This is a genomic window from Leifsonia sp. 115AMFTsu3.1 (assembly GCF_004362795.1).
In the GTDB taxonomy this organism is placed as follows: domain Bacteria; phylum Actinomycetota; class Actinomycetes; order Actinomycetales; family Microbacteriaceae; genus Leifsonia.
The window spans coordinates 136,572-159,657 of sequence record NZ_SNYB01000002.1 but is presented as its reverse complement, the minus strand read 5'-3'; the positions used below and the strand labels follow the sequence as shown (position 1 = coordinate 159,657).

At 69.2% G+C, this 23,086-nt stretch carries 22 protein-coding genes and 1 tRNA gene; 11 read left to right on the top strand and 12 right to left on the bottom strand.

What is annotated here, in order from left to right:
* Positions 1–65: 65 nt before the first annotated feature.
* Both AXZ95_RS11755 and AXZ95_RS11750 read left to right on the top strand, forming a co-directional pair.
* Positions 66–593: a helix-turn-helix domain-containing protein gene (locus tag AXZ95_RS11755; RefSeq protein WP_018192615.1), complete on the top strand. Its 528-nt coding sequence runs from the start codon at positions 66–68 to the stop codon at positions 591–593.
* On the top strand, positions 590–1,849 hold the full coding sequence (locus tag AXZ95_RS11750) for an MFS transporter (protein ID WP_018192616.1): 1,260 nt from the start codon (positions 590–592) through the stop codon (positions 1,847–1,849). Before AXZ95_RS11755 ends, AXZ95_RS11750 begins: the two co-directional genes overlap by 4 nt.
* Before the next feature lie 12 nt (positions 1,850–1,861).
* On the opposite strand, the gene erm is transcribed toward AXZ95_RS11750, so the two are convergent.
* Both erm and AXZ95_RS11740 read right to left on the bottom strand, forming a co-directional pair.
* On the bottom strand, positions 1,862–2,623 hold the full coding sequence (erm, locus tag AXZ95_RS11745; protein ID WP_018192617.1) for a 23S ribosomal RNA methyltransferase Erm: 762 nt from the start codon (positions 2,621–2,623) through the stop codon (positions 1,862–1,864).
* A gap of 166 nt (positions 2,624–2,789) precedes the next feature.
* A complete protein-coding gene (locus tag AXZ95_RS11740; RefSeq protein WP_018192618.1) occupies positions 2,790–3,785 on the bottom strand; it encodes a helix-turn-helix domain-containing protein in 996 nt (331 codons plus the stop codon).
* 224 nt (positions 3,786–4,009) lie between these two features.
* On the opposite strand from AXZ95_RS11740, the gene AXZ95_RS11735 reads away from it, so the two are divergent.
* The 3 genes from AXZ95_RS11735 to AXZ95_RS11725 all read left to right on the top strand — a co-directional run bounded on the left by AXZ95_RS11735 (position 4,010) and on the right by AXZ95_RS11725 (position 5,231).
* A complete protein-coding gene (locus tag AXZ95_RS11735; protein ID WP_018192620.1) occupies positions 4,010–4,492 on the top strand; it encodes a DUF2269 family protein in 483 nt (160 codons plus the stop codon).
* Entirely contained in the window at positions 4,489–4,764 is a 276-nt protein-coding gene (locus tag AXZ95_RS11730; protein ID WP_018192621.1) for a hypothetical protein, read from the top strand. The genes AXZ95_RS11735 and AXZ95_RS11730 overlap by 4 nt, the downstream gene beginning before the upstream one ends.
* A gap of 212 nt (positions 4,765–4,976) precedes the next feature.
* On the top strand, positions 4,977–5,231 hold the full coding sequence (locus AXZ95_RS11725) for a hypothetical protein (protein WP_018192622.1): 255 nt from the start codon (positions 4,977–4,979) through the stop codon (positions 5,229–5,231).
* A 42-nt stretch (positions 5,232–5,273) separates the two neighbouring features.
* On the opposite strand, the gene AXZ95_RS11720 is transcribed toward AXZ95_RS11725, so the two are convergent.
* The 4 genes from AXZ95_RS11720 to serS all read right to left on the bottom strand — a co-directional run bounded on the left by AXZ95_RS11720 (position 5,274) and on the right by serS (position 8,925).
* Positions 5,274–5,358 (bottom strand) — tRNA-Ser (locus AXZ95_RS11720).
* 54 nt (positions 5,359–5,412) lie between these two features.
* Positions 5,413–6,705, bottom strand: a complete 1,293-nt coding sequence (locus AXZ95_RS11715) for an LCP family protein (RefSeq protein ID WP_018192623.1) — start codon at positions 6,703–6,705, stop codon at positions 5,413–5,415.
* A 154-nt stretch (positions 6,706–6,859) separates the two neighbouring features.
* Positions 6,860–7,663 carry an HAD family hydrolase gene (locus tag AXZ95_RS11710; RefSeq protein WP_018192624.1) on the bottom strand — a complete coding sequence of 268 codons (804 nt, stop codon included), beginning with the start codon at positions 7,661–7,663 and terminating at the stop codon, positions 6,860–6,862.
* Positions 7,660–8,925 carry a serine--tRNA ligase gene (gene serS / locus AXZ95_RS11705; RefSeq protein WP_018192625.1) on the bottom strand — a complete coding sequence of 422 codons (1,266 nt, stop codon included), beginning with the start codon at positions 8,923–8,925 and terminating at the stop codon, positions 7,660–7,662. The genes AXZ95_RS11710 and serS overlap by 4 nt, the downstream gene beginning before the upstream one ends.
* Before the next feature lie 38 nt (positions 8,926–8,963).
* Between serS and AXZ95_RS11700 the strand changes: the two genes are divergently transcribed.
* The gene (locus AXZ95_RS11700; protein WP_018192626.1) at positions 8,964–9,962 is read left to right on the top strand and encodes a diacylglycerol kinase family protein; all 999 of its coding nucleotides are present in this window, start codon (positions 8,964–8,966) and stop codon (positions 9,960–9,962) included.
* A gap of 46 nt (positions 9,963–10,008) precedes the next feature.
* Here the strand turns inward: AXZ95_RS11700 and AXZ95_RS11695 are convergent, their stop codons facing one another.
* The 4 genes from AXZ95_RS11695 to pheA all read right to left on the bottom strand — a co-directional run bounded on the left by AXZ95_RS11695 (position 10,009) and on the right by pheA (position 13,625).
* Positions 10,009–11,259 (bottom strand): SGNH/GDSL hydrolase family protein, encoded by a 1,251-nt coding sequence (locus AXZ95_RS11695; RefSeq protein WP_231371188.1) that lies wholly within the window; start codon positions 11,257–11,259, stop codon positions 10,009–10,011.
* 135 nt (positions 11,260–11,394) lie between these two features.
* Positions 11,395–11,856, bottom strand: a complete 462-nt coding sequence (locus AXZ95_RS11690; protein ID WP_018192628.1) for a hypothetical protein — start codon at positions 11,854–11,856, stop codon at positions 11,395–11,397.
* 113 nt (positions 11,857–11,969) lie between these two features.
* Positions 11,970–12,593 carry a hypothetical protein gene (locus AXZ95_RS11685; protein ID WP_018192629.1) on the bottom strand — a complete coding sequence of 208 codons (624 nt, stop codon included), beginning with the start codon at positions 12,591–12,593 and terminating at the stop codon, positions 11,970–11,972.
* 30 nt (positions 12,594–12,623) lie between these two features.
* A complete protein-coding gene (gene pheA / locus AXZ95_RS11680) occupies positions 12,624–13,625 on the bottom strand; it encodes a prephenate dehydratase (protein WP_018192630.1) in 1,002 nt (333 codons plus the stop codon).
* A gap of 57 nt (positions 13,626–13,682) precedes the next feature.
* On the opposite strand from pheA, the gene pgm reads away from it, so the two are divergent.
* Entirely contained in the window at positions 13,683–15,302 is a 1,620-nt protein-coding gene (gene pgm, locus AXZ95_RS11675) for a phosphoglucomutase (alpha-D-glucose-1,6-bisphosphate-dependent) (RefSeq protein ID WP_018192631.1), read from the top strand.
* Positions 15,303–15,320: 18 nt separating this feature from the next.
* Here pgm and AXZ95_RS11670 read toward each other — a convergent pair whose 3' ends face one another.
* Complete coding sequence (locus tag AXZ95_RS11670) at positions 15,321–16,148, bottom strand: M15 family metallopeptidase (protein WP_231374516.1); 828 nt, start codon at positions 16,146–16,148, stop codon at positions 15,321–15,323.
* A gap of 60 nt (positions 16,149–16,208) precedes the next feature.
* The gene (locus tag AXZ95_RS11665; RefSeq protein WP_018192633.1) at positions 16,209–17,108 is read right to left on the bottom strand and encodes a DUF1287 domain-containing protein; all 900 of its coding nucleotides are present in this window, start codon (positions 17,106–17,108) and stop codon (positions 16,209–16,211) included.
* Positions 17,109–17,427: 319 nt separating this feature from the next.
* Between AXZ95_RS11665 and AXZ95_RS11660 the strand changes: the two genes are divergently transcribed.
* The 4 genes from AXZ95_RS11660 to AXZ95_RS11645 all read left to right on the top strand — a co-directional run bounded on the left by AXZ95_RS11660 (position 17,428) and on the right by AXZ95_RS11645 (position 23,086).
* The gene (locus AXZ95_RS11660; protein ID WP_018192634.1) at positions 17,428–19,494 is read left to right on the top strand and encodes an MDR family MFS transporter; all 2,067 of its coding nucleotides are present in this window, start codon (positions 17,428–17,430) and stop codon (positions 19,492–19,494) included.
* Positions 19,495–19,713: 219 nt separating this feature from the next.
* Positions 19,714–21,036, top strand: a complete 1,323-nt coding sequence (locus tag AXZ95_RS11655; protein ID WP_018192635.1) for an ABC transporter substrate-binding protein — start codon at positions 19,714–19,716, stop codon at positions 21,034–21,036.
* A 68-nt stretch (positions 21,037–21,104) separates the two neighbouring features.
* Positions 21,105–22,187, top strand: a complete 1,083-nt coding sequence (locus tag AXZ95_RS11650) for a sugar ABC transporter permease (protein WP_018192636.1) — start codon at positions 21,105–21,107, stop codon at positions 22,185–22,187.
* On the top strand, positions 22,184–23,086 hold the full coding sequence (locus AXZ95_RS11645; RefSeq protein ID WP_018192637.1) for a carbohydrate ABC transporter permease: 903 nt from the start codon (positions 22,184–22,186) through the stop codon (positions 23,084–23,086). The genes AXZ95_RS11650 and AXZ95_RS11645 overlap by 4 nt, the downstream gene beginning before the upstream one ends.

The following is a 23,086-nucleotide window of genomic DNA, read 5'->3' as shown; positions in this document are numbered from 1 at the left end:
GCACTCCGCCTCCAACCCCCAAAGACACATTTGACGGTCGGCTCGCCGCGCGCGACCATGGCGGAATGTCAACTCTCGAGGAGCTTCGCGCGACCGCCCATCCCATCCGTCTGCGGCTGCTGTCGTTGCTGACCGGCGCCGCCATGAGCGCCGCGGAGGCCGGCCGCGAGCTGGGGTACTCGCAGGCGACGGCGAGCTATCACCTTCGGGTACTGGAGCGTGCGGGGCTGGTGCGCGTCGTCGAGGTCGTGCGCCTGCGGGGAGGGGAGGCGAAGCGCTACCGGCACGAAGCGTCGGCCGAGCCGTTCCTCCTCCCTCCCGCGCAGCCGACCTCGGCGGCGCTGCGGGAGGAGCAGGCTGTGTACTACGACGCCCTCATCGAGGAACTGCACCGCCGTGCGCGGCAGCGCGCGGCCGGCCCGTCGGTCTCCACCGACGCTGAGCTATGGGTGGACCCCGAGGTCTGGCGTCGCGTCGTCCGCCGGGTCGGAGAGGCGTCGGCGCTCATCCACGCCGCAGCGCAGCGCCCGCGCACCCCGGGAACGGTACCCGTGTCGATGACCGTCGCGCTCTTCCCGCTGAGGCGTCCGTGACCGGCCAGATCGCCGCGTCGACGGCTCCCGCGACGAAGAAGCCGAGCCCGCTGCGCCACGCACCGTTCCGCTGGCTACTGGCCGCCCGCACCATCGGCATCGTCGGCAATGCCGTCGCCCCGATCGCACTGGCGTTCGCCGTGCTGGACCTCACCGGCTCCCCCGTCGACCTGGGACTGGTGGTCGGCGCCCGGTCCATCGCCAACGTCGCGGTGCTCCTCTTTGGCGGCGTCATCGCCGACCGGCTTCCCCGCCGGCTGGTGCTGGTCGGCACCTCCGTGGGCGCCGCGCTCACCCAAGGCGTCGTCGCCGCCCTCGTCCTGACAGGGACGGCGGCGATCTGGTCGCTCATCGCCCTGAGCATCCTCAACGGTGCAGTCAGCGCCGTGAGTCTGCCTGCCGCGGCCGCGATGGTGCCCGAGACCGTCCCCGCGGATGTTCTCCGCCCGGCGAACGCGCTGCTTCGGCTGGGGCTGAACGGCGGGACCATCCTCGGCGCATCGGTCGGAGCGGGAGTGGTCGCGCTGGTCGGTCCGGGCGTGGGGCTCGCCGTCGACGCGGCATCCTTCGCTCTGGCGGCCCTGTGTTACGCGCGGATGCGGCTTCCTCACCAGGCACCGCGGCCCGCGTCGGGCGGATCGGTCCTCTCAGATCTCCGCGAGGGTTGGCGGGAATTCTCCGGCCGCCGCTGGATCTGGATCGTCGTCGCGCAGTTCACCGTCCTGAACGCCGCCTACGTCGGCGGATCGACGGTGGTCGGACCCGTCGTCGCCGACGCATCGTTCGGCCGCGCCGGATGGGGTCTCGTCGTCGCGGCGCAGGCCGTCGGCCTCGCGGTGGGAGCAATCGTCGCGTTGCGCTGGCGCCCGCGCCATGCGCTCGGAATCGGCGTCGGACTCATGGCCGTCACCGCCCTTCCGCTCGCGGCGCTCGGACTGCTGCCGTCCCTCCCCGTCCTCCTGATCGCGTTCGGGCTCGGCGGGATCGCGATGGAGCTCTTCTCCATCGCCTGGGACCAGTCGCTCCAGACCAACGTCCCGCGAGATGCGCTCTCGCGGGTCTACTCGTACGACATGGTCGGGTCGTTCGTCGCCGTTCCGCTCGGCGAGACACTGGTAGGGCCGCTCACGCAGTCCTTCGGCACCGTCCAGACGCTCCTGGGATGCGCACTCGTGGTCCTGCTCGCGTCGATTGCGGCCGTGTCGACGCGCGGCGTACGCGGCCTGACCACGGACCCTCCTTCTATTCGAGAGTGATCGCACGCGCCGCTACTCCCGGAGCGTGAGCCAGAGGGCCGCCCACTGCTCGGCGGTGAGGTCGCGCGGCAGGGCGGTCTTCGGCACGGCGGAGCGGGAGAGGGCGCGGTGAGCGGTCGCCGGGCTGACCCGGGCGGCGACCTGAATGACGCGTTCCAGCGTGCCTCCTCTGCCGCAGAACACTGCGCGAACGAACGTCTCGTAGGGGCGGCGATCGGCGTGTGGCACGAGCGGTGATCCGCGGCGCGCGATGGTGAGTATGCCGCCATCGACGCTCGGGCGAGGCGTGAATCCCCAGCTGGGGATCCTTCCATGCAGCTCGAAGGCGAACCAGGGCGCGCTTTGCGCGGTCATCATCGTGTGCCCTCCGACCCCGGCTCGCTTCCTCGCGACCTCCCATTGAGTCACCAGCACCGCCCGCATCCACGTCGGGTGCCCGAGGAGACGACGGAGGATCGGTGTGGTGAGGTGGAACGGGATGTTACCCACGATGACCGGAGTGTCCAGCGCGTGATGCAGGGCGTCCGCGTGAACCACCCGGACATTCGGGAGGGTCCGCGCGAGCCGGCGCACACGATGTTCGTCGATGTCGATCGCCGTCAGCGGTCGACCGGTTGCCGCGAGCGGTCGCGTCAGGGCGCCGTTGCCGGCACCGAGTTCGAGGATGGGGCCTCTGGTCGCTCCTACGAGGGAGACGATGGTCGCGATCGAGGGGGTGTGTGTGAGGAAGTTCTGGCCGAGTTCGTGTCGGCCGCCATGCAGAGAACGAGGCATGAGCGTGCTCCAGGAAGTGAGGTGGAGCACCTGTGGAGGGCGGCGTGGGTACGCGGAAGCGCCCGTCCGAGGTGCGGTTGACGTCTCGGAAGGACGGCGCGCTTATGCGAGCAGGAGCGAGCGCGCCGTCAGGCGCGGCGGTCGCGGATGAAGAAGAAGCGCCCCGTCACGAGTGCGCTGGAAATCGTTCCCACGCCTCGACGGTAGCAGGAGTGGCGGCCGGATGGGGGCGGAAGACCTTCCGGTAGGCGCCGGGGGTGACGCCGAGGGCGTGCGCGAACTGTGCCCGGAAGTTGCTGGTGCTCGGGAAGCCCGTCTGGGCGGCGATCCGATCGACGGTGTAATCCGTGGTCTCCAGCAGTTCCTGGGCGTGCCGCAGACGCACACCGGAGACCCACTGCATGGGACTCTGGCCGGTCTCGTCTGTGAACCGCCGGGTGAGCGTGCGCGCGCTCACGCCGGCCTCGGCCGCAAGGTCCGCGAGCGTGAGCTCGCGGTGGGCGTTCGCCTCGATCCAGGTCAGGATGTCGCGGAGGGCCGATGCTCCGGCCGTCGGGCGGTTGCGGACGATGTACTGCGCCTGCCCTCCGGGGCGGTGCAGCGGGGCCACCGCCAGGCGGGCGGCGTCCGCGGCGACCGCCATCCCGTAGTCGCGCTGGATGATGTGCAGGCAGAGGTCGAGACCGGATGCGGCGCCGGCGGAGGTCAGAATGTCTCCGTTGTCCGTGTAGAGCACGTCCGGGTTGAGCCGGACGGCGGGAAACCGGGACGTGAACTCGTCCGCGGCGAGCCAATGCGTCGTCGCATCCTTGCCGTCGAGCAGGCCGGCCTCGGCAAGGGTGAACGCGCCGACACAGATCGACGCGATCCTGGTCCCCTTTCGCGCGGCCGAGCGGAGAGCCGTCAGGATCTCCGGCGGCGATGGTCGCGAGGGATCGTTCCGGCCGGGGACCACGATGAGGTCGGCGCGTTCGAGCACGTCCAACCCCTCGTCGAGCTGCACGCGCAGAGGCCCGGCCTGCACGGACTGCCCGAGACCGGCGACGACCACCCGGTATCCCGGCCTCCCGTCCGGCAACCGCACACGACCGAAGGTCTCGATCGGGGTGGCCAGATCGAATGCGATCGTATCCGGCAGAGCGAGCACGACAACGCTGTACATACCCGAACTATACCGAGGATGAGCGCTTGGCGAGATTCAGGCAAAGATTGGCCATATGGCCATGGTGAACGCCCCGGATGTCCGAACAGGATCGAAGGAGAGCTCCACGAGAGGAAACCCGCCATGCCCCAGCCCCGTGCCCCGTTCGTGCTGTTCGACGGATTCGACCCGCTCGACACGGGGGGTCTTCCGCGCACGCCCGCCAGCGGCGAACGGACCGGTGCATGAGCGCGTTCCTCCTGTCCGTCCACGTGCTCGCCGCCATCCTCACGGTCGGCCCGGTCGCCATCGCCGCGAGCATGTTCCCGCGGTATGCCCGCGTCGCCCTCGCGTCGCCCGGCGACACGAAGAGTGTCTCCGTGGTGAACCTCTTGCACCGGATCACCCGCGTCTATGCGGTGATCGGAGTGCTCGTACCGGTGTTCGGCCTGGCGACGGCGGCGAGTATCGGGGTGCTCGGAGACACCTGGCTGATCATCTCGATGATCCTCACCGCTCTCGCGGCGGCCCTGCTGATCGCGTTCATTCTTCCCGCCCAGACCCACGTCGTCCGCGCCGTCGACTCGCCGCAGGAGGACGACTCCGCGGCGCCGAGCAGCACCGCCCGCCGGCTCGGGATGTTGACCGGAGTGTTCAACCTGCTCTGGCTGATCGTGGTCGTCTTGATGATCTACCGACCCGGATCCACGACGGGAGTCGGGCTGTGAGTCCCCGGCGCATCCTGCAGATCGTCGGCACGATCGAGCTGGCCACCCTCGTGGTGCTGCTGGCTAACCTCGTCACCGTTCACCTGCCGGAACTCTCGCGCATCCTCGGCCCGGTGCACGGTCTCGCCTACACCGGCACGGTCATCACGGCCGTCCTGCTGTCGAAGGGGCGCCACCGGGTCTGGCTGTTCTCGCTGATCCCGGGCATCGGCGGCCTCCTCGCCTCCCGGACCGCCTCACCCGCGGCGATCACCGCATCCGGAGGCGACTGAGGCTCCCCATAGGATCCGCGCGGGAGCGAGCACCCCTCCTGGTCGTCGGGGAGCTGAATGCGAAGGGTCCCGCAACTCCCCCGTGTTCGCAGACCTCCTCACCATCACCATCGTCCCGGGTCCATGGTGCCGTCATGGTTGAACATGGAAAGGGCCACCCGGACAGGCTTCCGAGAGGCGAGGAACCGATCGCGGAAGTCACAGCCGATCGATTGGATGAGGATGGCCGGCATGCCGGTCGGCTCGTTCTGACGCCGAACCGGATCTACTTCCTCGACGACGAGCACAACGGCGGCGCCCACGACGACATCATCGATCACATCCGTTTCCAGGGTGCCGAGGTGACGGGTGACGACGCCGTCGGCACGTTGGCGCTCAGTTGGAGCGACCAGGGAAAGGTCTACGAGGGCAACACGATCGAACTGGGCGCCTTCAAGAAGGCGATCGACGACCAGCTGAACCCGTAGCCGACAGAGCTACGCGGGGCTGTTCCGCGAGCACCCTGTCTGCGGAGGGCGTGGGATTCGAACCCACGAGACATTTCTGCCCACCAGTTTTCAAGACTGGCTCCATCGGCCGCTCGGACAGCCCTCCCGGCGCCGGGCGAACCCGGCGTCGCCCGATTCTAGCGAACCCGGGCGACGGTGATCACTCGGAGAACGGCTTCGAGCAGGTGTACTGCGCCGCCGTCTGGCCGTGCACGTCCGACGGGAGCTCGACCGAGCCGCCGCCGGCGGTGCCCGAGTCGGTGCCGGTGGCCGGAGCCTGGGTCGCCGGAGGCTGGGTGGCGGGCGCCTGCGTCGCCGGCGGCTGCGTGGCCGGGGTCTGCGTGGCCGGAGCGTTCGGGTCGGCCTGGGAACCCACGCCGGTGTCGCCCGTGAGGGTGACCGGCTGATCGTTCTGCAGGGCGCTCATCAGCTGGTCCGCAGCATCCGTCGTCGGGGCGACGCCGCCGTCCACATAGTGGTTCGGGTACTGCACGAACACGACCTTGCTGATGTCGATGTTCTTCAACGCCATCGCCATGGAGACGATCGTGGTCGGGTTGTTGAGGCTGTCGGAGAGCGTGATGTTGCTCGTCGCCGCCTTGGCCAGCCCGTACAGCTTCACCGGGTTGCTCAGCACGTCGGCGCTCTTGATGGTGCGGACGAGCGACGACAGGAACACCTGCTGGTTGCTGATGCGGCCCAGGTCCGAGCCGTCGCCGACGCCGTGACGGGTGCGGAGGAAGGCGAGCGCCTGCGAGCCCTGGAGCACGTTCTGGCCGGCCTTCACATCCAGCCCCGTGTACGGGTCCTCGATGTCTCCCGCGACACAGACGGGCACCCCACCAACCGCGTTCGACATCTCGATGACACCGTCGAACTGGATCACACCGGCGTACGGGATGTTGAGGCCGGTCAGCTTCTCGACCGTGAGCACCGTACACGCCAGGCCGCCGTAGCTCAGGGAGTTGTTGATCTTCTGGCGGCTCATCGAATCGAAGCTGCCGCCCTTCGGGTCCGGGCAGGACGGGATGGAGACGAACATGTCGCGGGGGAAGCTGACGACGGTCGCGTTCTGGTGGTCGGCCGACACGTGCAGCAGCATCGTCACGTCGTTGAGGTTCTCCTCGCGGTCGCCGTATGCGGTGTTGCCGCCACCGCTGTCACTGCCGGCGAGGAGGACGTTGAACGCACCGTTCATGGCGCCGACGCCCGGCGTCGTCTCGTTGCCCTTCGCGTCGACGAGCTTGACCGACTTCTTGACGCTGGCCACCACATCCACCGCCGCGTAGGCCGCGAGCGAGACGCCGGTCACGCCGAAGATGGCGACGACCGCGACGAAGATCTTGAGGAGTGCTTTGAGCGGATGGTGCTGCTTCAGTCGACCGTGGCGGACCGCTGGTCCTGCCGCCTTCTCCTGCGCTCGCGCTTGCGCGCGGGTGTGCATCTCGCTCATTCACTTCCTTCCGGCCGGGTGTGCGCACGTTCACAGGCGGGCGCCTGGAAATGAGCGCACGCCGTCTTAAAGGGTGGCACGGGAGGCTGGCAATGCTCTGGATGGGCGCGCGTCGTTCCGCGCGAAGGCCTCCCCCAGACCGAGGGGCGCTCGGTCAGAGCGCGTCGAGGACCTCCGCGACGCCGTCGTCGACGACCGGTGCGGTCGACCGCGTGGCGACCGCCTTCACCTCGTCCGGCGCCTGACCCATCGCGACCGCGAGACCCTCGGCACCCGCCCAGGTGAGCAGCTCGATATCGTTGCGGCCGTCGCCGACCGCGACCACGTGCGACCGCGGGATGTCGAGCGCGTGCCGCACCCGCTCCATCGCCGTTGCCTTGCTCACGCCGTCCGGCGAGATGTCGAGCCACGCGGTCCAGCCGATGGCGTAGCTGACGCGCTGGAGGCCCATCCGGTCGACGATCGAGAGGAACTCCTCGGTGTCGTGCTCGGGCGACACGACGACGACACGGGTCGCGGGATGCTGCAGAAGCTCCTCGAACGGCACCTGCTCGGCGTTGACCAGCTCCCAGTCGGTCATGCCCTCGGTGTACCGGCGGAACCCGGTCGGCCCCTCCACCATGAAGCTGCCGCTCGGGAGGTGCGGGCGGATGGTCTCCAGCACTTCGGTCGGGTCGAACACCTCGATGAACTCGCGCCGGTAACCGCCCTCGAGGGTGTCGTCCCGTTTCATCGTCAGCGCGCCGTTCGCGCAGACGACGAACTCGCTGGTGAGGCCGAACTCCTCGTGGATGGGCCGCGCCGTCTCCCAGCTGCGCCCGGTGGCGAGCATCACCTCGTGGCCGGCATCGCGGACTCGGGTGACGGCTGCGCGCACGGCGTCGCCGACCGTCTCGTCTTCATGGATCAGCGTGCCGTCGACGTCGAGCGCGATCAGCAGCCGGGAGTCGTCGCTCACGAACGCGTCGGCTCCAGCAGCTCCAGTCCGCCGAGGTAAGGGCGCAGCGCCTCCGGCACGCGCACCGACCCGTCCTCCTGCTGGTGCGTCTCGAGGATGGCGACCAGCCAGCGCGTGGTGGCCAGCGTCCCGTTCAGGGTCGCGACCGGCGCCGTCTTGCCGCTCTCGGTGCGGTAGCGGATGTCGAGGCGGCGTGCCTGGAAGGTGGTGCAGTTCGAGGTCGAGGTGAGCTCGCGGTAGCGGCCCTGGGTGGGGATCCACGCCTCGACGTCGTACTTGCGCGCGGCGCTCGAGCCGAGGTCGCCCGCCGCCGTGTCGATGACGCGGTAGCTGAGTCCCAGCGCCTGCATCATCTCCTCCTGCCAGCCGAGCAGCCGCTCGTGCTCGGCCTCCGCCTCCTCCGGGCGGGTGTAGACGAACATCTCCAGCTTGTCGAACTGGTGGACGCGGATGATGCCGCGGGTGTCCTTGCCCGCCGAGCCGGCCTCGCGCCGGTAGCAGGTCGACCAGCCGGCGTAGCGGATGGGCTCGTCGACCTCGATGATCTCGTCGGAGTGGTAGCCGGCGAGCGCGACCTCGCTCGTTCCGGTCAGGTAGAGGTCGTCGTTCTCGAGGTGGTAGACCTCGTCGGCGTGGGCGCCGAGGAAGCCGGTGCCCTGCATGATCTCGGGCTTCACCAGGGTCGGCGTGATCAGCGGGATGAAGTCGTTCTGCAGGGCCTTGTCGAGCGCCATGTTCATCAGCGCGAGCTCGAGCCGCGCTCCGATGCCGCGCAGGTAGGAGAAGCGGGCGCCCGCGACCTTGGCGCCCCGGGCCATGTCGATCGCGCCGAGCAGCTCGCCCAGCTCCAGGTGGTCGCGCGCCTCGAACGGGAACTCGGGGATGTCGCCGACCGTCTTGAGGACGACGAAGTCGTCCTCCCCGCCCGCCGGGACGCCGTCAACGATCGGGTTGCCGATGCTGCGGACCAGCTGCTCGAACCGGGCATCCGCGTCGTTGGCGGCCTGCTGGGCCTCCTTCACGCGACCGGCGAGCTGCTGCGCCTGGGCGACGAGCTCCTTCTTCTGCTCCTTCGGCGCTTTCGCGACCTGCTTGCCGAACGCGTTCTGCTCGGCGCGGAGTTCTTCGAAGGCCGTGATCGCCGCGCGGCGCTCGATGTCGGCCTGGATGGCCTCGTCGACGAGCTGCACGGAGTCGCCCCGGGCCTCCTGGGAGCGCCGGATGATGTCGGGGTTCTCACGGAGAAGTACGGGATCGATCACCTGACCAGCTTATCGACCGATGCCGAACAGGTAGCGTGATGTGCGTGAACGGACGGGACGGGGAGCAGCGCCGTGTCGCCGCCGTCATCTACAACCCCGTGCGGGTCGACGTTCCGCGCATCCGGGCGGCGGTGGAGACCGCCGCTACCGGCCGGTTCGAGCTGCTCTGGCTCGAGACGACGCCGGAGGAGAGCGGGCAGTCCCAGGTCGGCGAGGCGCTGGCCCGGGGCGCGTCCCTCGTGCTCGCGGCGGGCGGCGACGGCACCGTGCGCGCCGTGGCTGAGGCACTGCGCGGACGGGATGCCACCCTCGGCATCATCCCCGGGGGCACCGGCAATCTTCTGGCGCGGAACCTCGGCATTCCGATCGCGAGCGTCGAAGCGGCGTGCGCCGTCGCGTTCAGCGGCCGCGAGCGGCGGATCGACATCGGCATCGCCGTGGCGCACCGCCCGGACGGGTCGGCGACCGAGCACGCGTTCCTGGTGATGGCCGGTGTCGGGATCGACGCGGCGATGATCGCCAACGCCCGGCCGCAGCTGAAGCGCCGCTTCGGTTGGCTGGCGTACGTCGACGCGGCCTTCCGTGCTCTGCCGAAGGCGTCGAAGGTCCCGGTGCGTTACCGGCTCGACAACGGACACGAGCGGTCGGCGCACGTGAGCACGATCCTGGTCGCGAACTGCGGCGCGTTGCCGGGGAACATGGAGCTCATCCCGGACGGCGAGCTCGACGACGGTCTCCTCGACGTGGCGATCGTCCAGCCAGCGACGGTATTCGGCTGGCTGGCGATCTGGCGCAAGGTGACCTGGGAGAACCGCGTCCTGCGGAAGTCGAGCATCGGTCGCCGGATCATCCGTTTCACCGACCGCGCGATCCGCACCCGGCTCAGCTACCTGCGCGGAGCCTCGGTGCAGCTGGCGGTGGATGCGCCGGAGCCCTTCGAGTTGGACGGGGACGCGTTCGGCGAGATCCTGCGCCTCGACCTCCGGGTGGACGAGTTGGCGCTGCGCGTGAAGGCTCCGGGCATCCCGGTCGGCTGACGCGGCCGCCGCCCCGGAATCCGGGAGGGCGACCGCGCCGCTCGGCCTACGCCTTCGGCGTCAGGGTCAGCACCTGCACCGCGCCGGTCGCCGTCCGCAACCGCACGGTGTCGCCCGGCTTGACCGTGACGGTCACGTGGTACACCCGGGTGTCCTCACGGTTCTCGAACCAGACGTACCAGCCGTGCTCGCCGTTGACGTTCGCGACGTACGACCCGTTCACCTCGGCCGCGACATCCGGCGTGGTGTGCAGCGTAGCCAACGGAACGTGGATCTGCAGGTCGGCGGAGGTCCCGCCGAGGGAGACCAGCGCGCCGGTCACACCCTGGAAGTCGCGCGGCGCCTTCAGCACCGCGCCGACGGCCCGGCCCTGGTAGCCGAGGCCGGCCAGGTTCGGGTGCATCGAGGTCGGGGAGAGCACGAAACCGGAGAGGGTGATCCCGTCGATGTACGGCGTCGTGCTGCAGACCGAGTGCTCGGCGGTGTCGGCCAGCAGCGAGACGTATTCGGCGCCCGCGGCGTGGACCGCAGCCTGGGTGCGGGTGTCGAGGGTCGACTGGACGCCGTGGAAGTAGTCCAAGTCAGTGGTCGCGAACGGCAAGGCCGGCTTGCTCGAGGTCAGCGGCGAGAAGCAGCCTCCTGCGGGTGTGTGGGCGGCATCCGGCATGAGCGTGGGGTAGCCCACCACGACGACGCGGGCGTTCGGCGCCTTCGCTCGGATGCGGGTGACGGCCTCGCCGACCGCCGGAGCGACGGCCCCGGCCGCTTTCGCGCTCAGGGTGTCCACGCCGCCGACCGTGTACTTCTCACGGCACGACTTCTCGCCGCTCCACAGCGGACCGTCCGCGGAGGCGGCCAGGCACGAGCGCAGGATGGCCGAGAACCCGAGGTCGTTGCCCCCGATCGAGAGGGTGACCACCTGAGTGGATGCGCTGAGCGCGTCGGTCTGCGCCGGGATCGCGCCCTTCGCGGCGAAGAGGTCGGGGATCGTCGCGCCCGAGCAGCTCTGGTCGTTAGCGATCAGCCCGGCACGCCACGCGGCTGTGCGCGGGTAGTTCGCCACGGACTGGAGGCACTCGGGGTACGCGCCCGTCAGGTGGTCGAGTGCCTGGCCGGCGACGTACGAGTCACCGAGCGCCACGTAGGAGCCGGGACCGGGCGTCGCGGCGGCCCCCTGCGCCGGGACGGCGACGGCGGCCGCGGCCAAGCCGAGGACGGCGGCCACGGGCCAGGCGCGCCGGGCTCGCCTCCGTCTCGGCGATCGTGCGCTGGTGTTCGGAGGGGTGTCTCGATCCATCTGTGGACTCCTTGCCTGTCGAAGGTGGCTTCACCTGGACAGAGAGGTCTACTGATCGAATCATGACGAGGAACGCCCGAAGTCGCGCCTATAGAGCGGAAGTCGGGCGCAAAAGGAACAGGCCGAGCGGGCGAGTCAGCCCACCCCGCGGAGCACGCACAGGGTCTTCGACGTCGGGGTGAGCTTCGACGCGACCGTCCACCGAGCCTCGGTCTGCGGCTCGATCGCGACCTTCGTGTCGCCCGTCCCGAGCACCGTGCCCTTGTCGCTCGTGAAGAAGATGGTGACCGTCAGTTCGACGGGAGCGTCGGTGGTGTTCTTGGCCGTCCCGGCCGCCTTCCAGCCGCCGTCCGCCTTCTCGCACGACGAGACCGTGACGGCGCGGCGCAGTTCGGGAGTGTTCGGTACGGCGGTCGGCACGTCCGTCGCCTGCTGAACCCCGGCGGGCAGCCCGTTGACGTCTGCGGCGGCCGACGGCGAGGGGGTGGCACTTGGTGCGGGCGACGCCGTGCAGCCGGCGAGCAGCGGGAGGGCGGCCGCGAGCGCCAGCATGCCGACGGCGAGTCTGCCGGGGAAGGGAGTGCGGCGCAACGTCACGGTGGATCCTCTCTCGCGTCGGTCCGACGGGTCGTCGACATCGTCGAGAGCCGTCGGCCTGGCCGCAGTGTATGGCGACCTCCGCGCGCTCCGAGAGACAGCTGTGCCCGACGTCATCCCGCCGGGGCGTCGTCCTCCGGAATCGCATCCCGCATCCGCCGACCGGAGAGCGCGGTCAGGAACAGCAGGCCGACAAGGGTGAGCAGGCCGACGGTGATGAGCGGCCCCGCGAGCATCCACCCGAGCTGGGCGAACACCAGCGCGCCCACGTCGGTGCTGGGCGTCGGGCCGCTGTACGACGACGTCACCGAGACGGCGTAGAGCACGATGCCGAGCACGACGAACCCGCCGCCGATGAGCCAGAGGGCGAGGATGAAGGGGTTGCGCCGCGGGTTCAGCTCGACGCCCGCAAGCGAGCCGGCGGAGGCGACCACGACCGTCTGAGCGGCGGGTGCCCCGGCCTCCAGCGGATCGGGCAGGGCGGGGCGGCCCCCATCGAGCGAGAGCGCCGCCTCTTCGTACGGAGTCAGCGGTTCGGACGGCGTCGCGGGCGCAGCGTCCTCACGCGTTCGCAGCAGCGACGACGGCCGGCGGTAGGCCGAGTCGGGAGCATCGGCGCGGACGCGCGTGCGGGCGCGCTCGCCCGGCTGCGGCTGATAACCGCGCTGGAATGCGGGGTCGAAGCGCGGGTCGAATCCGTCCGCCCGACCACTGTCGTCACGCTCGTCTGCGACCATGATGACCTCCCGGCTGTCCTGTTCGGCAGCCTACGCCGACGCGCCGCCCTGCGCGCCTGCCGGCCGCTCCTCGTCGGTCAGGGAGGCCAGCCACTCGCGCGCCTCGGTGAAGACGTCGTCGCGATAGCGCTGGTCGAACTCCACCCGCTGACCGTCGGCCCGCGGGTACGAGCCGAGGAACATCACGGACGGGCTGAACCGGCGGAGACCGAGCAGGGCGTCGGCGACGCGCTCGTCCGCGATGTGGCCGTCCGCGTCGATGACGAACCGGTACCGGCCGAGCGCGTCGCCGATCGGGCGCGACTCGATGAGGCTCAGGTTGATCCCCCGGGTGGAGAACTGCTCGAGGAGGTCGAGGAGGCTGCCGGGACGGTCGTCGGGAAGCTCGGCGATGAGGCTGGTCTTGTCGGCTCCGGTCGGCTCCGGCACGCTGCGCGTCGTGCTGACGAGGACGAAGCGGGTGACGGCGTTCGGGTTGTCGCCGATGTTGTCGGCGAGGACGACCACGTCGTGGTGGTCGACGATCCCGGGCGGCGCGACCGCCGCATCCGCTGCGCTGCCCTCGAAGAGCGACGCGGCCGCGGCGACGTTGCTCGACGCCGGCAGGTGGCCGTGGTCGGGGAGGTGACGGTCGAGCCACTGGTGACACTGCGCGTAGGCGACGGGATGCGCGTTCACGGTGTGCACGTCGGCGAGGGTCGTGCCCGGGCGGGCGACGAGGACGAAGTTCACCGGCACGAGGTACTCGCCGATGATGCGCAGGCCCGGGATCGTGGCCAGTGCGTCCTGCGCCACCGACACCCCGCCCTCGATCGAGTTCTCGATCGCGATCATCGCGGCGACACTGCGACCCTCCACGACATCCGCCAGCGCCTCGCCGAGGTTGTTGACGGCCCGCCACTGCTTGCCGCGCGCCTCGGGCACCTGCTTGAGGGCCGCCTCCGTGAAGGTGCCCGACGGTCCGAGGAAGCTGTACACGTCGTCGAGGGAGGCGGGCAGCTCCGCGGGGGCGCTGTCGGGGGCGGAGGACATGCCGCTCAGCTTACCGAGCCGTTGGCGTGGCTCCCGTGCCGTGGAAGAGTAGTCATCATGGACGAACGAGCCGGCACCCCCGCCCAGCCTTCCGACCTGATCGACGTCGACGCCCTGCGGCGCGCGTACTACGAGCTGAAGCCGGATGTGAGCATCCCGGAGCAGCGCGTGGTGTTCGGCACATCGGGCCATCGCGGCTCGTCGCTGAACACGGCGTTCAATGAGGACCACATCGCCGCCACCACGCAGGCGATCGTCGAGTACCGCAACAGCCAGGGCATCACCGGTCCGCTGTTCCTCGGTGCGGACACGCATCTGCTCAGCGAGTTCGCGACGACCACCGCCCTCGCCGTGCTCGTCGGCAACGAGGTGCGCGTGCTGGTCGACGAGTTCGACGACTGGGTGCCGACCCCCGCCCTGTCGCACGCGATCATCCGCTACAACCGGGGCGGCCATGACGACCAGGCCGACGGCATCGTCGTCACCCCGAGCCACAACCCGCCGTCGGACGGCGGCTTCAAGTACAACCCGCCGCACGGCGGCCCGGCCGATACCGACGCGACCGGCTGGATCGCGAAGCGCGCCAACGAGATCATCGCGAACGGCATGACCGAGGTGCGGATGGCGGAGCCTTCGGGCGTCGAGACCTACGACTTCCGCGGCCACTACGTCGACGACCTCGAGAACATCATCGACGTGAAGGCGATCCGCGACAGCGGCATCCGCATCGGCGCCGACCCGCTGGGCGGCGCGAGCGTCAACTACTGGCAGGCGATCGCCGAGCGCTACGAGCTCGATCTGACCGTCGTGAACCCGGACGTCGACCCGACCTGGGGCTTCATGACGCTCGACTGGGACGGCAAGATCCGGATGGACCCGTCCAGCCCCTCCGCGATGGCCTCCGTCGTCGCCCGCCGCGCCGACTTCGACATCCTCACCGGCAACGACGCGGACGCCGACCGCCACGGGATCGTCACGCCCGACGGCGGCCTGATGAACCCGAACCACTACCTCGCTGTCGCGATCGACTACCTGTTCCGTACGCGCACCGAGTGGCGGAAAGACGCCGCGGTGGGCAAGACCCTCGTGTCGTCGTCGATCATCGACCGCGTCGCGGGGTCGCTCGGCCGTCGGCTGTGGGAGGTCCCGGTCGGCTTCAAGTGGTTCGTGCCCGGCCTCATCGACGGTACGGTCGGCTTCGGCGGCGAGGAGAGCGCCGGCGCTTCCTTCCTCCGCTTCGACGGCACCGCTTGGACGACCGACAAGGACGGCATCCTGCTGGCCCTGCTCGCCAGCGAGATCCGGGCCGTGACCGGCAAGTCGCCGTCGCAGCTCTACCGCGAGCTGACCGAGCGGTTCGGCGACCCCGTGTACCAGCGGGTGGATGCTCCGGCCACGCCCGAGCAGAAGGCCGCGCTCTCGAAGCTCGACGGTGACGCGATCACCGCGACCGAGCTGGCCGGCGAGGCGATCACGGCGAAGCTGAGCCGCGCGCCGGGCAACGACGCGCCGCTCGGCGGCGTGAAGGTGCAGACGGAGTCGGCGTGGTTCGCCGCGCGGCCCTCCGGCACGGAGAACGTCTACAAGATCTATGCCGAGTCGTTCGTGGGCGAGGACGACCTGCGCGAGGTCCAGGACGAGGCGAAGCGGATCGTCGGGGACGCGTTGGGCGCCTGACTCAGCGTCGCCCCGCCGTCAGCCGGGGTAGGTCTCGCCGCCCGGGAGCCCGAAGAACTCCTCGAGAGTGGTGACGCCAGTGGTGTGCAGCTGCGTGGAGAGGAGCACTCCGACGAAGCGGAAGTGCCACGGCTCGTACGTGAAGCCCGTGACGGCGACCTTGTCGGCCGGGTAGCGGAGGATGAATCCGAAGCGCCAGGCGTTCGCCGCCAGCCAGCGGCCCTGCTCGGTCTCGCCGAAGCAGGCGTCGAGCGAGCAGTGCGCGGGGACGGCGCTGATGTCGACGGCCAGGCCCGTCTGGTGCTCACTGTGCCCCGGGCGTGCGGTGTCCGTGTCGGCGTATGCCTGCCCGTTCCGGGCGACGTCGTCGGCGTACACGCGCGTCTGCGAGTCGAAGGAGCGATAGGCGCTCTGGATGGAGAGGCTCAGGCCCGCCTCCGACTTCGCCGCCTGGAACATGGCGACGACGGCGGCGGCCGTCTCCTGCCTCATCGGCTGGTCGTTGAGATTCGGCAGGTCCGGGTAGATGAGGTCGGTGGGGGCGTAGTCCGCCGGGCTCAGCCCCCGCGCCTTGTTGACCACGACCCAGGGACTGGCCGGATCGTCGGTCGACTGCGCCGTCTTGTCGAAGGGCACCGGTGTCGGCGTCGGCGGGAGGGTGGGGGTCGGACGCGGCGGCCGGGGCGACGGGGCGGAGCGGTGCGGTGTCGGACGATGCGTCGCACCGGCCGCCGCGACAGAGCCGGGGACGCATCCCGAGAGCACGAGCATCGCCACGAGTGCACCGCCGATCACGGCGGCGCGCCGCATCCCCACCCGCCGTTCGCGGGCACCCCCCAGAGTCACGCGATGAGCATAGCTCACGCGCGTGACGCGGCCCGGCGGGTGTGACCGGAATGGCGACCGTTACTTGGAGAGGCTCCAGAAGTGGCCGATGCCACCCGGGTGGTCGACCGTGATGGCCTCGTCGAGGTCGCGGTAGTCGCTGTCCTCGTTGTGGCCCACCATCTTGATCTTGATCTGGCCGTTCACGTTCTGCACGGCGGACACGATCTGGACGTGGTCGAGCGAGTTGTTGTCGTTCCAGTCGAACATCACGATGTCCCCGACCTTGATCTTGTCGCGCTGGTCGAACGAGTACTCGGTGAGACCCAGCTTGGCGGCGTTCTCACGGAAGTAGTTGTCCATGGCGGGGACGTATCCCCACGCCGGGCTCCAGTCGGCCGCGGCGTCGTGGTTGTACCAGTCGCCGTTCATCTGCCAGCCACGGGCGATGAGGGTCTGGCTGACGAAGTTGGCGCAGTCGCCGCCGACCGGGTTGAGGTCGCCGTACTCGGCCGTGTTGTAGTTCTTCCAGTAGGTGAGCGCGTACGCGAGCTGCTTGTCGACCGGCGTCTGCACCTGGTAGTCGTACGTGGCGGTGGTCGCGGTCACGGGCTTGCCGCTCTTGTCGGTGACCGTGATGGGCACGCTGCCCGCCTGGAAGTTGGCGGCGGCGGGGACCGTGACGACGACCTTGTCGTCGGTCGCGTGGGTGACGGTGGCCGGCTGACCGCCGACCTGGACCGCGGCGACCTTCTCGAGGTTGGAGCCGGTGAGGGTGACGGTTCCGCCGGAGACGCTGCCCGCGGCGGGCTGCACCGACGACACGACGGTCGCGGACGGGGACGGGGTGGGCGCGGCGGCCTGCGCGACGGCCTTCGTGACCGGCGACGGCTCACCGGCGCATGCCGTGAAGACGAGCGCCGCGGAGGCGGCGACAGCGGCTGCGGCGAGGATGCGGCGGGGACGGCTGAGAGATCTCATAGAACTTTCGAGGCGATTTAAGAGACGGTCGGGGGTCGGCGTTTCCAACGTACGCCTTCTATATATGCGTCACCTGGATGGGGGCCACCTGCGTTCGTTTTCCGCCACACGGAGAGCGCGGTTTCCCGCTGATGGCAACGCTGCCACCGTCCCCTGTTCGCCGCTGGCGAACGAGTGAGCGCGGTACCTCCCGCATGCGTTGTGAGTATCCAGGCAGCGGGTGTAACTTTGCAGTCTCCGCAAAATTCTCTTTGCCCCACACCGGTGTGACGTTCCGCGTGCCGGGCGTCCCCACACCCGACTCTCGACACGGAGACAGATGTCCAGTCAGACCAGCGCGGCGACAGCCGCACCCAAACCGATCATGTCGCATCGCGAGATCCTTCTCGTGATCTTCGGCCTCATGGCCGGCATGTTCCTGTCCGCCCTCGACCAGACGATCGTCGGCACGGCGATCCGCACCATCGGCGATGACCTGCACGGACTCAGCGAGCAGGCGTGGGTCACCACCGGCTACCTGATCGTCTCGACGATCTCGACGCCGATCTACGGCAAGCTCTCCGACATCTTCGGCCGTCGGCCGCTGTTCGTCATCGCCATCGTGATCTTCATCGTCGGATCGATCCTGGCGTCGTTCTCGACGTCGATGGTCGAGCTCGCGGCCTTCCGTGCCATCCAGGGCCTCGGCGCCGGCGGTCTGATGTCGATGCCGCTCGCGATCATGGGCGACATGCTCGCACCGCGAGAGCGGGCGAAGTACCAGGGCTACTTCCTCGCCGTCTTCGGCATCTCCAGCCTCATCGGCCCGCTGATCGGCGGACTCTTCGCCGGTGCGGACCAGATCCTCTGGATCACCGGATGGCGCTGGGTCTTCCTCATCAACGTGCCGATCGGCCTGGCCGCGCTCGCGATGGTGCTGCGCTTCCTGCACCTGCCCAAGCGGGAACGCGGGTCCGCCCGTATCGACTGGTGGGGTGCGGCCGGCGTGATCGTCGCGCTCGTCCCGCTGCTGCTGGTGGCCGAGCAGGGCCGCACCTGGGGCTGGGACAGCCCGGCCTCCATCGCCTGCTACGTGATCGGCGTCATCGGCGTTATCGCGTTCATCCTCATCGAGATCGCGATGAAGGACGACGCGCTCATCCCGATCAAGCTGTTCCGCTCGAGCACCTTCTCTATGGCGACCATCATCGGCGTCTTCGTGGGCTTCGGGATGTTCGGCGCCATGCTGACCCTGCCGCTGTACCTGCAGCTGGTGCTCGGTTCGACTCCGACGGAGTCCGGTCTGCAGCTGCTGCCGATGATCCTCGGCCTGATGGTGTCGTCGATCGTCTCCGGCCAGATCATCGCGCGCACCGGCCGCTACCGGCAGTTCCCGATCATCGGTACCGCGATGCTCGCCGGTGGGTTCTTCTACCTGACCTTCATCAAGGCGGACGACTCGTACTGGTTCATCGCGGGCGCCATGCTGCTGATCGGCCTGGGCCTCGGCCAGCTGATGCAGACGCTGACCATCGCCAGCCAGAACTCGGTCGGCCTGCGGGACATGGGTGTCGCGACCAGCGCATCCACGTTCTTCCGACAGATCGGTGGAACGCTCGGCACGGCCGTCCTGCTGTCCCTGCTGTTCACGGTGTTCCCGACGAACATCAAGACGGCGCTGACCGACACCCCGACGCTGACCAGCGCTCTGGATGCCGCGCTCACACCGTCGGTCGCCAGCGCGCCCGAGAACAAGCAGATCATGGACCAGATCTACAACAAGATCGTCGACCCGATCGAGAAGCAGGCACAGGCCCAGGCGCACCAGGCCGGTGTCCAGCAGGCGGTCGCCCAGGGCGTCCCGCAGGCCGTCGCCGAGCAGAAGGTGCCCGCCGAGCCGATCGACTTCTCGAACGCCGATCAGCGCAAGCAGGTCGTCGACGCCGTCGTGCCGACGGTCGCCGACAAGCTCAAGACGACGAACAGCGGCTCCAACAGCGCTGACGTCAACGACACCTCGTTCCTGAACGACGCGGACCCGCGCCTCGCGCAGCCGTTCCTCGTGGCCTTCAACGCCTCGGCGGTGACGGTCTACTGGGTCGCGATGATCGTGGTGCTGATCGCCTTCGTGCTGTCGCTGTTCTTCAAGACCCCGCCGCTGCGCGCCAAGTCGGCCCTGCAGGAGGCGGCGGACGACGCAGCCGACGCGGCCGACGCGCAGGCCGAGAAGGATCGCGCGCTCACCCCCGCGGGTGTGCTCGCGTCCGCGGCGGAGGACGACGACGCCGAGGAGTACGACACCGGCATCATCGCCAATCGCGCCGCTGCCGAATTCGGTGCGCTGATCGAGCCGGGTGCGGACACCGCATCCACTCGGGCGCAGCGCCCGCGGCCCGCGGTCGACTAGCGCGACGCTCACGGGACGGCCGTCACCCCTCGGGGTGGCGGCCGTTTCGCATGTCCCGGAAAGACGCGGATGAGAGCGCGACCACGCAGGACTTGACACGAGCACCGGAAGCGATCTACATTCTGTTCCAACGCGTGAGAGCGCTCTCACGTTTTTGCAATGAGAGCGCTCTCAGCGCGCACCAGGCGCACACAAGACACACGCACAAAGGAGTGAACCGTGAAGCTTTCACGACGCACCAGGATCGCCGCGGCCGTCGCCGGCGCAGCATCCTTCGCCCTCATCGCGGCCGGATGCTCATCGAGCGGAGGCAGCGGATCGAGCTCGGACCCCACCACGCTGACCGTCACCACGTTCGGCACGATGGGCTTCGACAAGCTCTACTCGCAGTACGAGAAAGAGCACCCCGGCATCAAGATCAAGGCCACCAACATCGACACCGGTGACAACGCGCTCACCGACTGGCAGACCAAGCAGGCGGCCGGCAGCGGCCTCCCCGACGTCCAGGCCGTCGAAGAGGGCTGGCTCAGCAAGGTCATGCAGGTCTCCGACCAGTTCAACGACCTGAAGGACTACGGCGCCAACGACATCAAGGACCGCTGGGTCGACTGGAAGCTGAAGCAGGCCACCGACAAGAGCGGCCGGATCATCGGGTACGGCACCGACATCGGACCGGAGGGGCTCTGCTACAACGGCAAGCTCTTCGCCGCGGCCGGCCTCCCCAGCGACCGCGAGTCCGTCGCCAAGCTGTTCGGCGGCGACAACGCCACCTGGGACGACTTCTTCAAGGTCGGCGAGCAGTACCACGCCGCCACTGGCAAGCCCTGGTACGACCAGTCCGGCTTCATCTGGAACGCCATGGTGAACCAGCAGGAGGAGGGCTACTACACCAAGGACGGCAAGCTCAACATCGAGGACAACAGCGACCTCAAGGCACTGTGGTCGAAGCTCGCGGCCGGCGCTGCTGCCGGTCTCTCCTCCAACCAGACCCAGTGGGACTGGGGCAAGGGCAAGGCCTTCACCGACGGCTCCTTCGCCACGTTCGTCTGCCCCGGCTGGATGCTGGGCGTCGTGCAGGGCCAGGTCAAGGCCGGCGGCGGGGATGCCACCAGCGGCTGGGACTTCGCCAACGTGTTCCCGGGCGGCGCGGCCAACTGGGGCGGGTCGTTCCTGACCGTTCCGAAGCAGTCGAAGCACCCGAAGGAGGCCGCGGCCCTCGCGGCATGGCTGACCACCGCCAAGTCGCAGGTCCAGACCTTCCAGGCCGCGGGGACCTTCCCGTCGGTGACCGCCGCCCAGACCGACGCGGGCGTCACCGGTGAGAGCGACCTGACGAAGTTCTTCAACAACGCGCCGATCGGCCAGATCCTCGGCGAGCGCGCCAAGGGCGTCGTCGCCCAGTACAAGGGACCGGACGACTCCGTCATCCAGTCGCAGGTGTTCGGGCCGTCCGTCCAGGAGCTCGACTCCGGCAAGGCGAACGGCGACCAGGCGTGGAGCAACGCCATGAAGCTGCTCAACCAGCTGGTCGTCAACAAGTAACCCGAAACCGCACAAGGGCCCCCGCCGTCGCAACAGCGGCGGGGGCCCGCTCCACGGGGAGAACCGCCATGACCACCACCGCACCCACCGCCCGGGACGACGCCGCAGGCGCCGCCGCCCCCGCCGCATCGCCGCGGCGCGGCCGCGCCCCACGCGCCGACCTCAACTTCAGGCAGCGCCTCAGCCGCTTCGACGTCAAGGCGTCGCCCTACTTCTACATCGCGCCCTTCTTCATCCTCTTCGGGCTGGTCGGGCTCTTCCCCCTCGTCTACACGTTCGTCGTCTCGCTCAACAACTGGAACCTGCTCACCGGGCCCGGCGAGTGGGTCGGCTTCAAGAACTACGCAGCGGAGCTCAGCGACCCGTTCTTCTGGAACTCGCTGTTCAACACGATCAGCATCTTCCTGCTCTCCGCCATCCCGCAGCTGATCGCCGCCGTCTTCATCGCGGCGATCCTCGACCAGAACATCCGCGCCAAGACCTTCTGGCGGATGAGCGTGCTGCTCCCCTACGTCGTCACCCCGGTCGCCGTGACCCTGATCTTCTCGAGCGCGTTCGACGAGAAGTACGGCCTCATCAACAACATGCTGCAGGCCATCGGCCTCGACCCCGTGATGTGGAAGACCCAGACCTTCCCGTCGCACGTCGCCATCGCCTCCATGGTGAACTGGCGCTGGACGGGCTACAACGCGCTCATCCTGCTGGCCGCCATGCAGGCGGTCCCCCGCGACATCCACGAGTCGGCCGCCCTCGACGGCGCCGGATCGTTCCGCCGCTTCTTCTCGATCACGCTGCCGAGCATCCGCCCGACGATGATCTTCGTCATCATCACGGCCACCATCGGCGGACTGCAGATCTTCACCGAGCCGAAGCTGTTCAACCCGTCGAGCGCGGTGCCCGGCGGCCCGCAGCGGCAGTACCAGACCACCGTGCTCTACCTCTGGGACATGGCGTTCAACCGTCAGAACTTCGGGAAGGCCTCGGCGATCGCGTGGCTGCTGTTCCTCCTGATCGTGGTGTTCGGCGTGCTCAACTTCCTGATCTCGCGCCGCATCGCCTCGACCGAGAGCCGGCTCAGTAGGAAACGGACCGCGAAACGACTGCAGGCCTCGCGCATCCTGGCCGCAGCGAGCGAGGAGAAGAACCTGTGACCGCCACCGCGCGCGAGACCCGCGCCCCCCGCCCTGTCGCCGGGACCCGACCCGGACGGGCCTCCAAGCGCAAGGCGCTCGGCATCGACCGCCGGCCCGGATTCCTGACCTACGGCATCCTGCTCGCCCTGTTCATCGGCGGCGCCTACCCGCTGTGGTGGTCGTTCGTCGCCGGCTCCAGCGACAGCACCGTGCTCACGTCGACCTGGCCGCCCCTGCTGCCCGGCGGGCAGTTCTGGACCAACGTCGGCGAAGTGCTGAACACCGTGCCGTTCTGGCTGGCGCTCGGCAACTCGATCATCGTCGCGTCGGTCATCACCGTCTCGGTCGTCGGATTCTCGACGCTCGCCGGCTACGCGTTCGCCAAGCTGCGCTTCCGCGGGCGGGAAGGCCTCATGGTCTTCGTCGTCGGGACGCTGGCGGTGCCGACACAGCTCGGCATCATCCCGCTGTTCATGGTCATGAAGCAGTTCGGCTGGACGGGCACCCTCGGCGCGGTCATCGTGCCGACCCTGGTCACGGCGTTCGGCGTGTTCTTCATGCGGCAGTACCTGGTCGACGTGATCCCCGAGGAGCTCATCGAGGCGGCCCGCGTCGACGGCGCGAGCATGATCCGCACGTTCTGGCACGTCGGCGTCCCCGCCGCCCGACCGGCCATGGCGATCCTCGGCCTCTTCACCTTCATGACCGCGTGGACGGACTACCTCTGGCCCCTGCTCGTCGCGCCGCAGAACCCGACGCTGCAGGTGGCGCTCAGCCAGCTGCAGTCGGCGAAGTACGTCGACTACTCGATCGTGCTCGCCGGAGCCGTGCTCGCCACCATCCCCCTGCTGATCCTCTTCGTGCTCGCCGGCCGGCAGCTGGTCTCCGGCATCATGGCCGGCGCGGTGAAAGGTTGA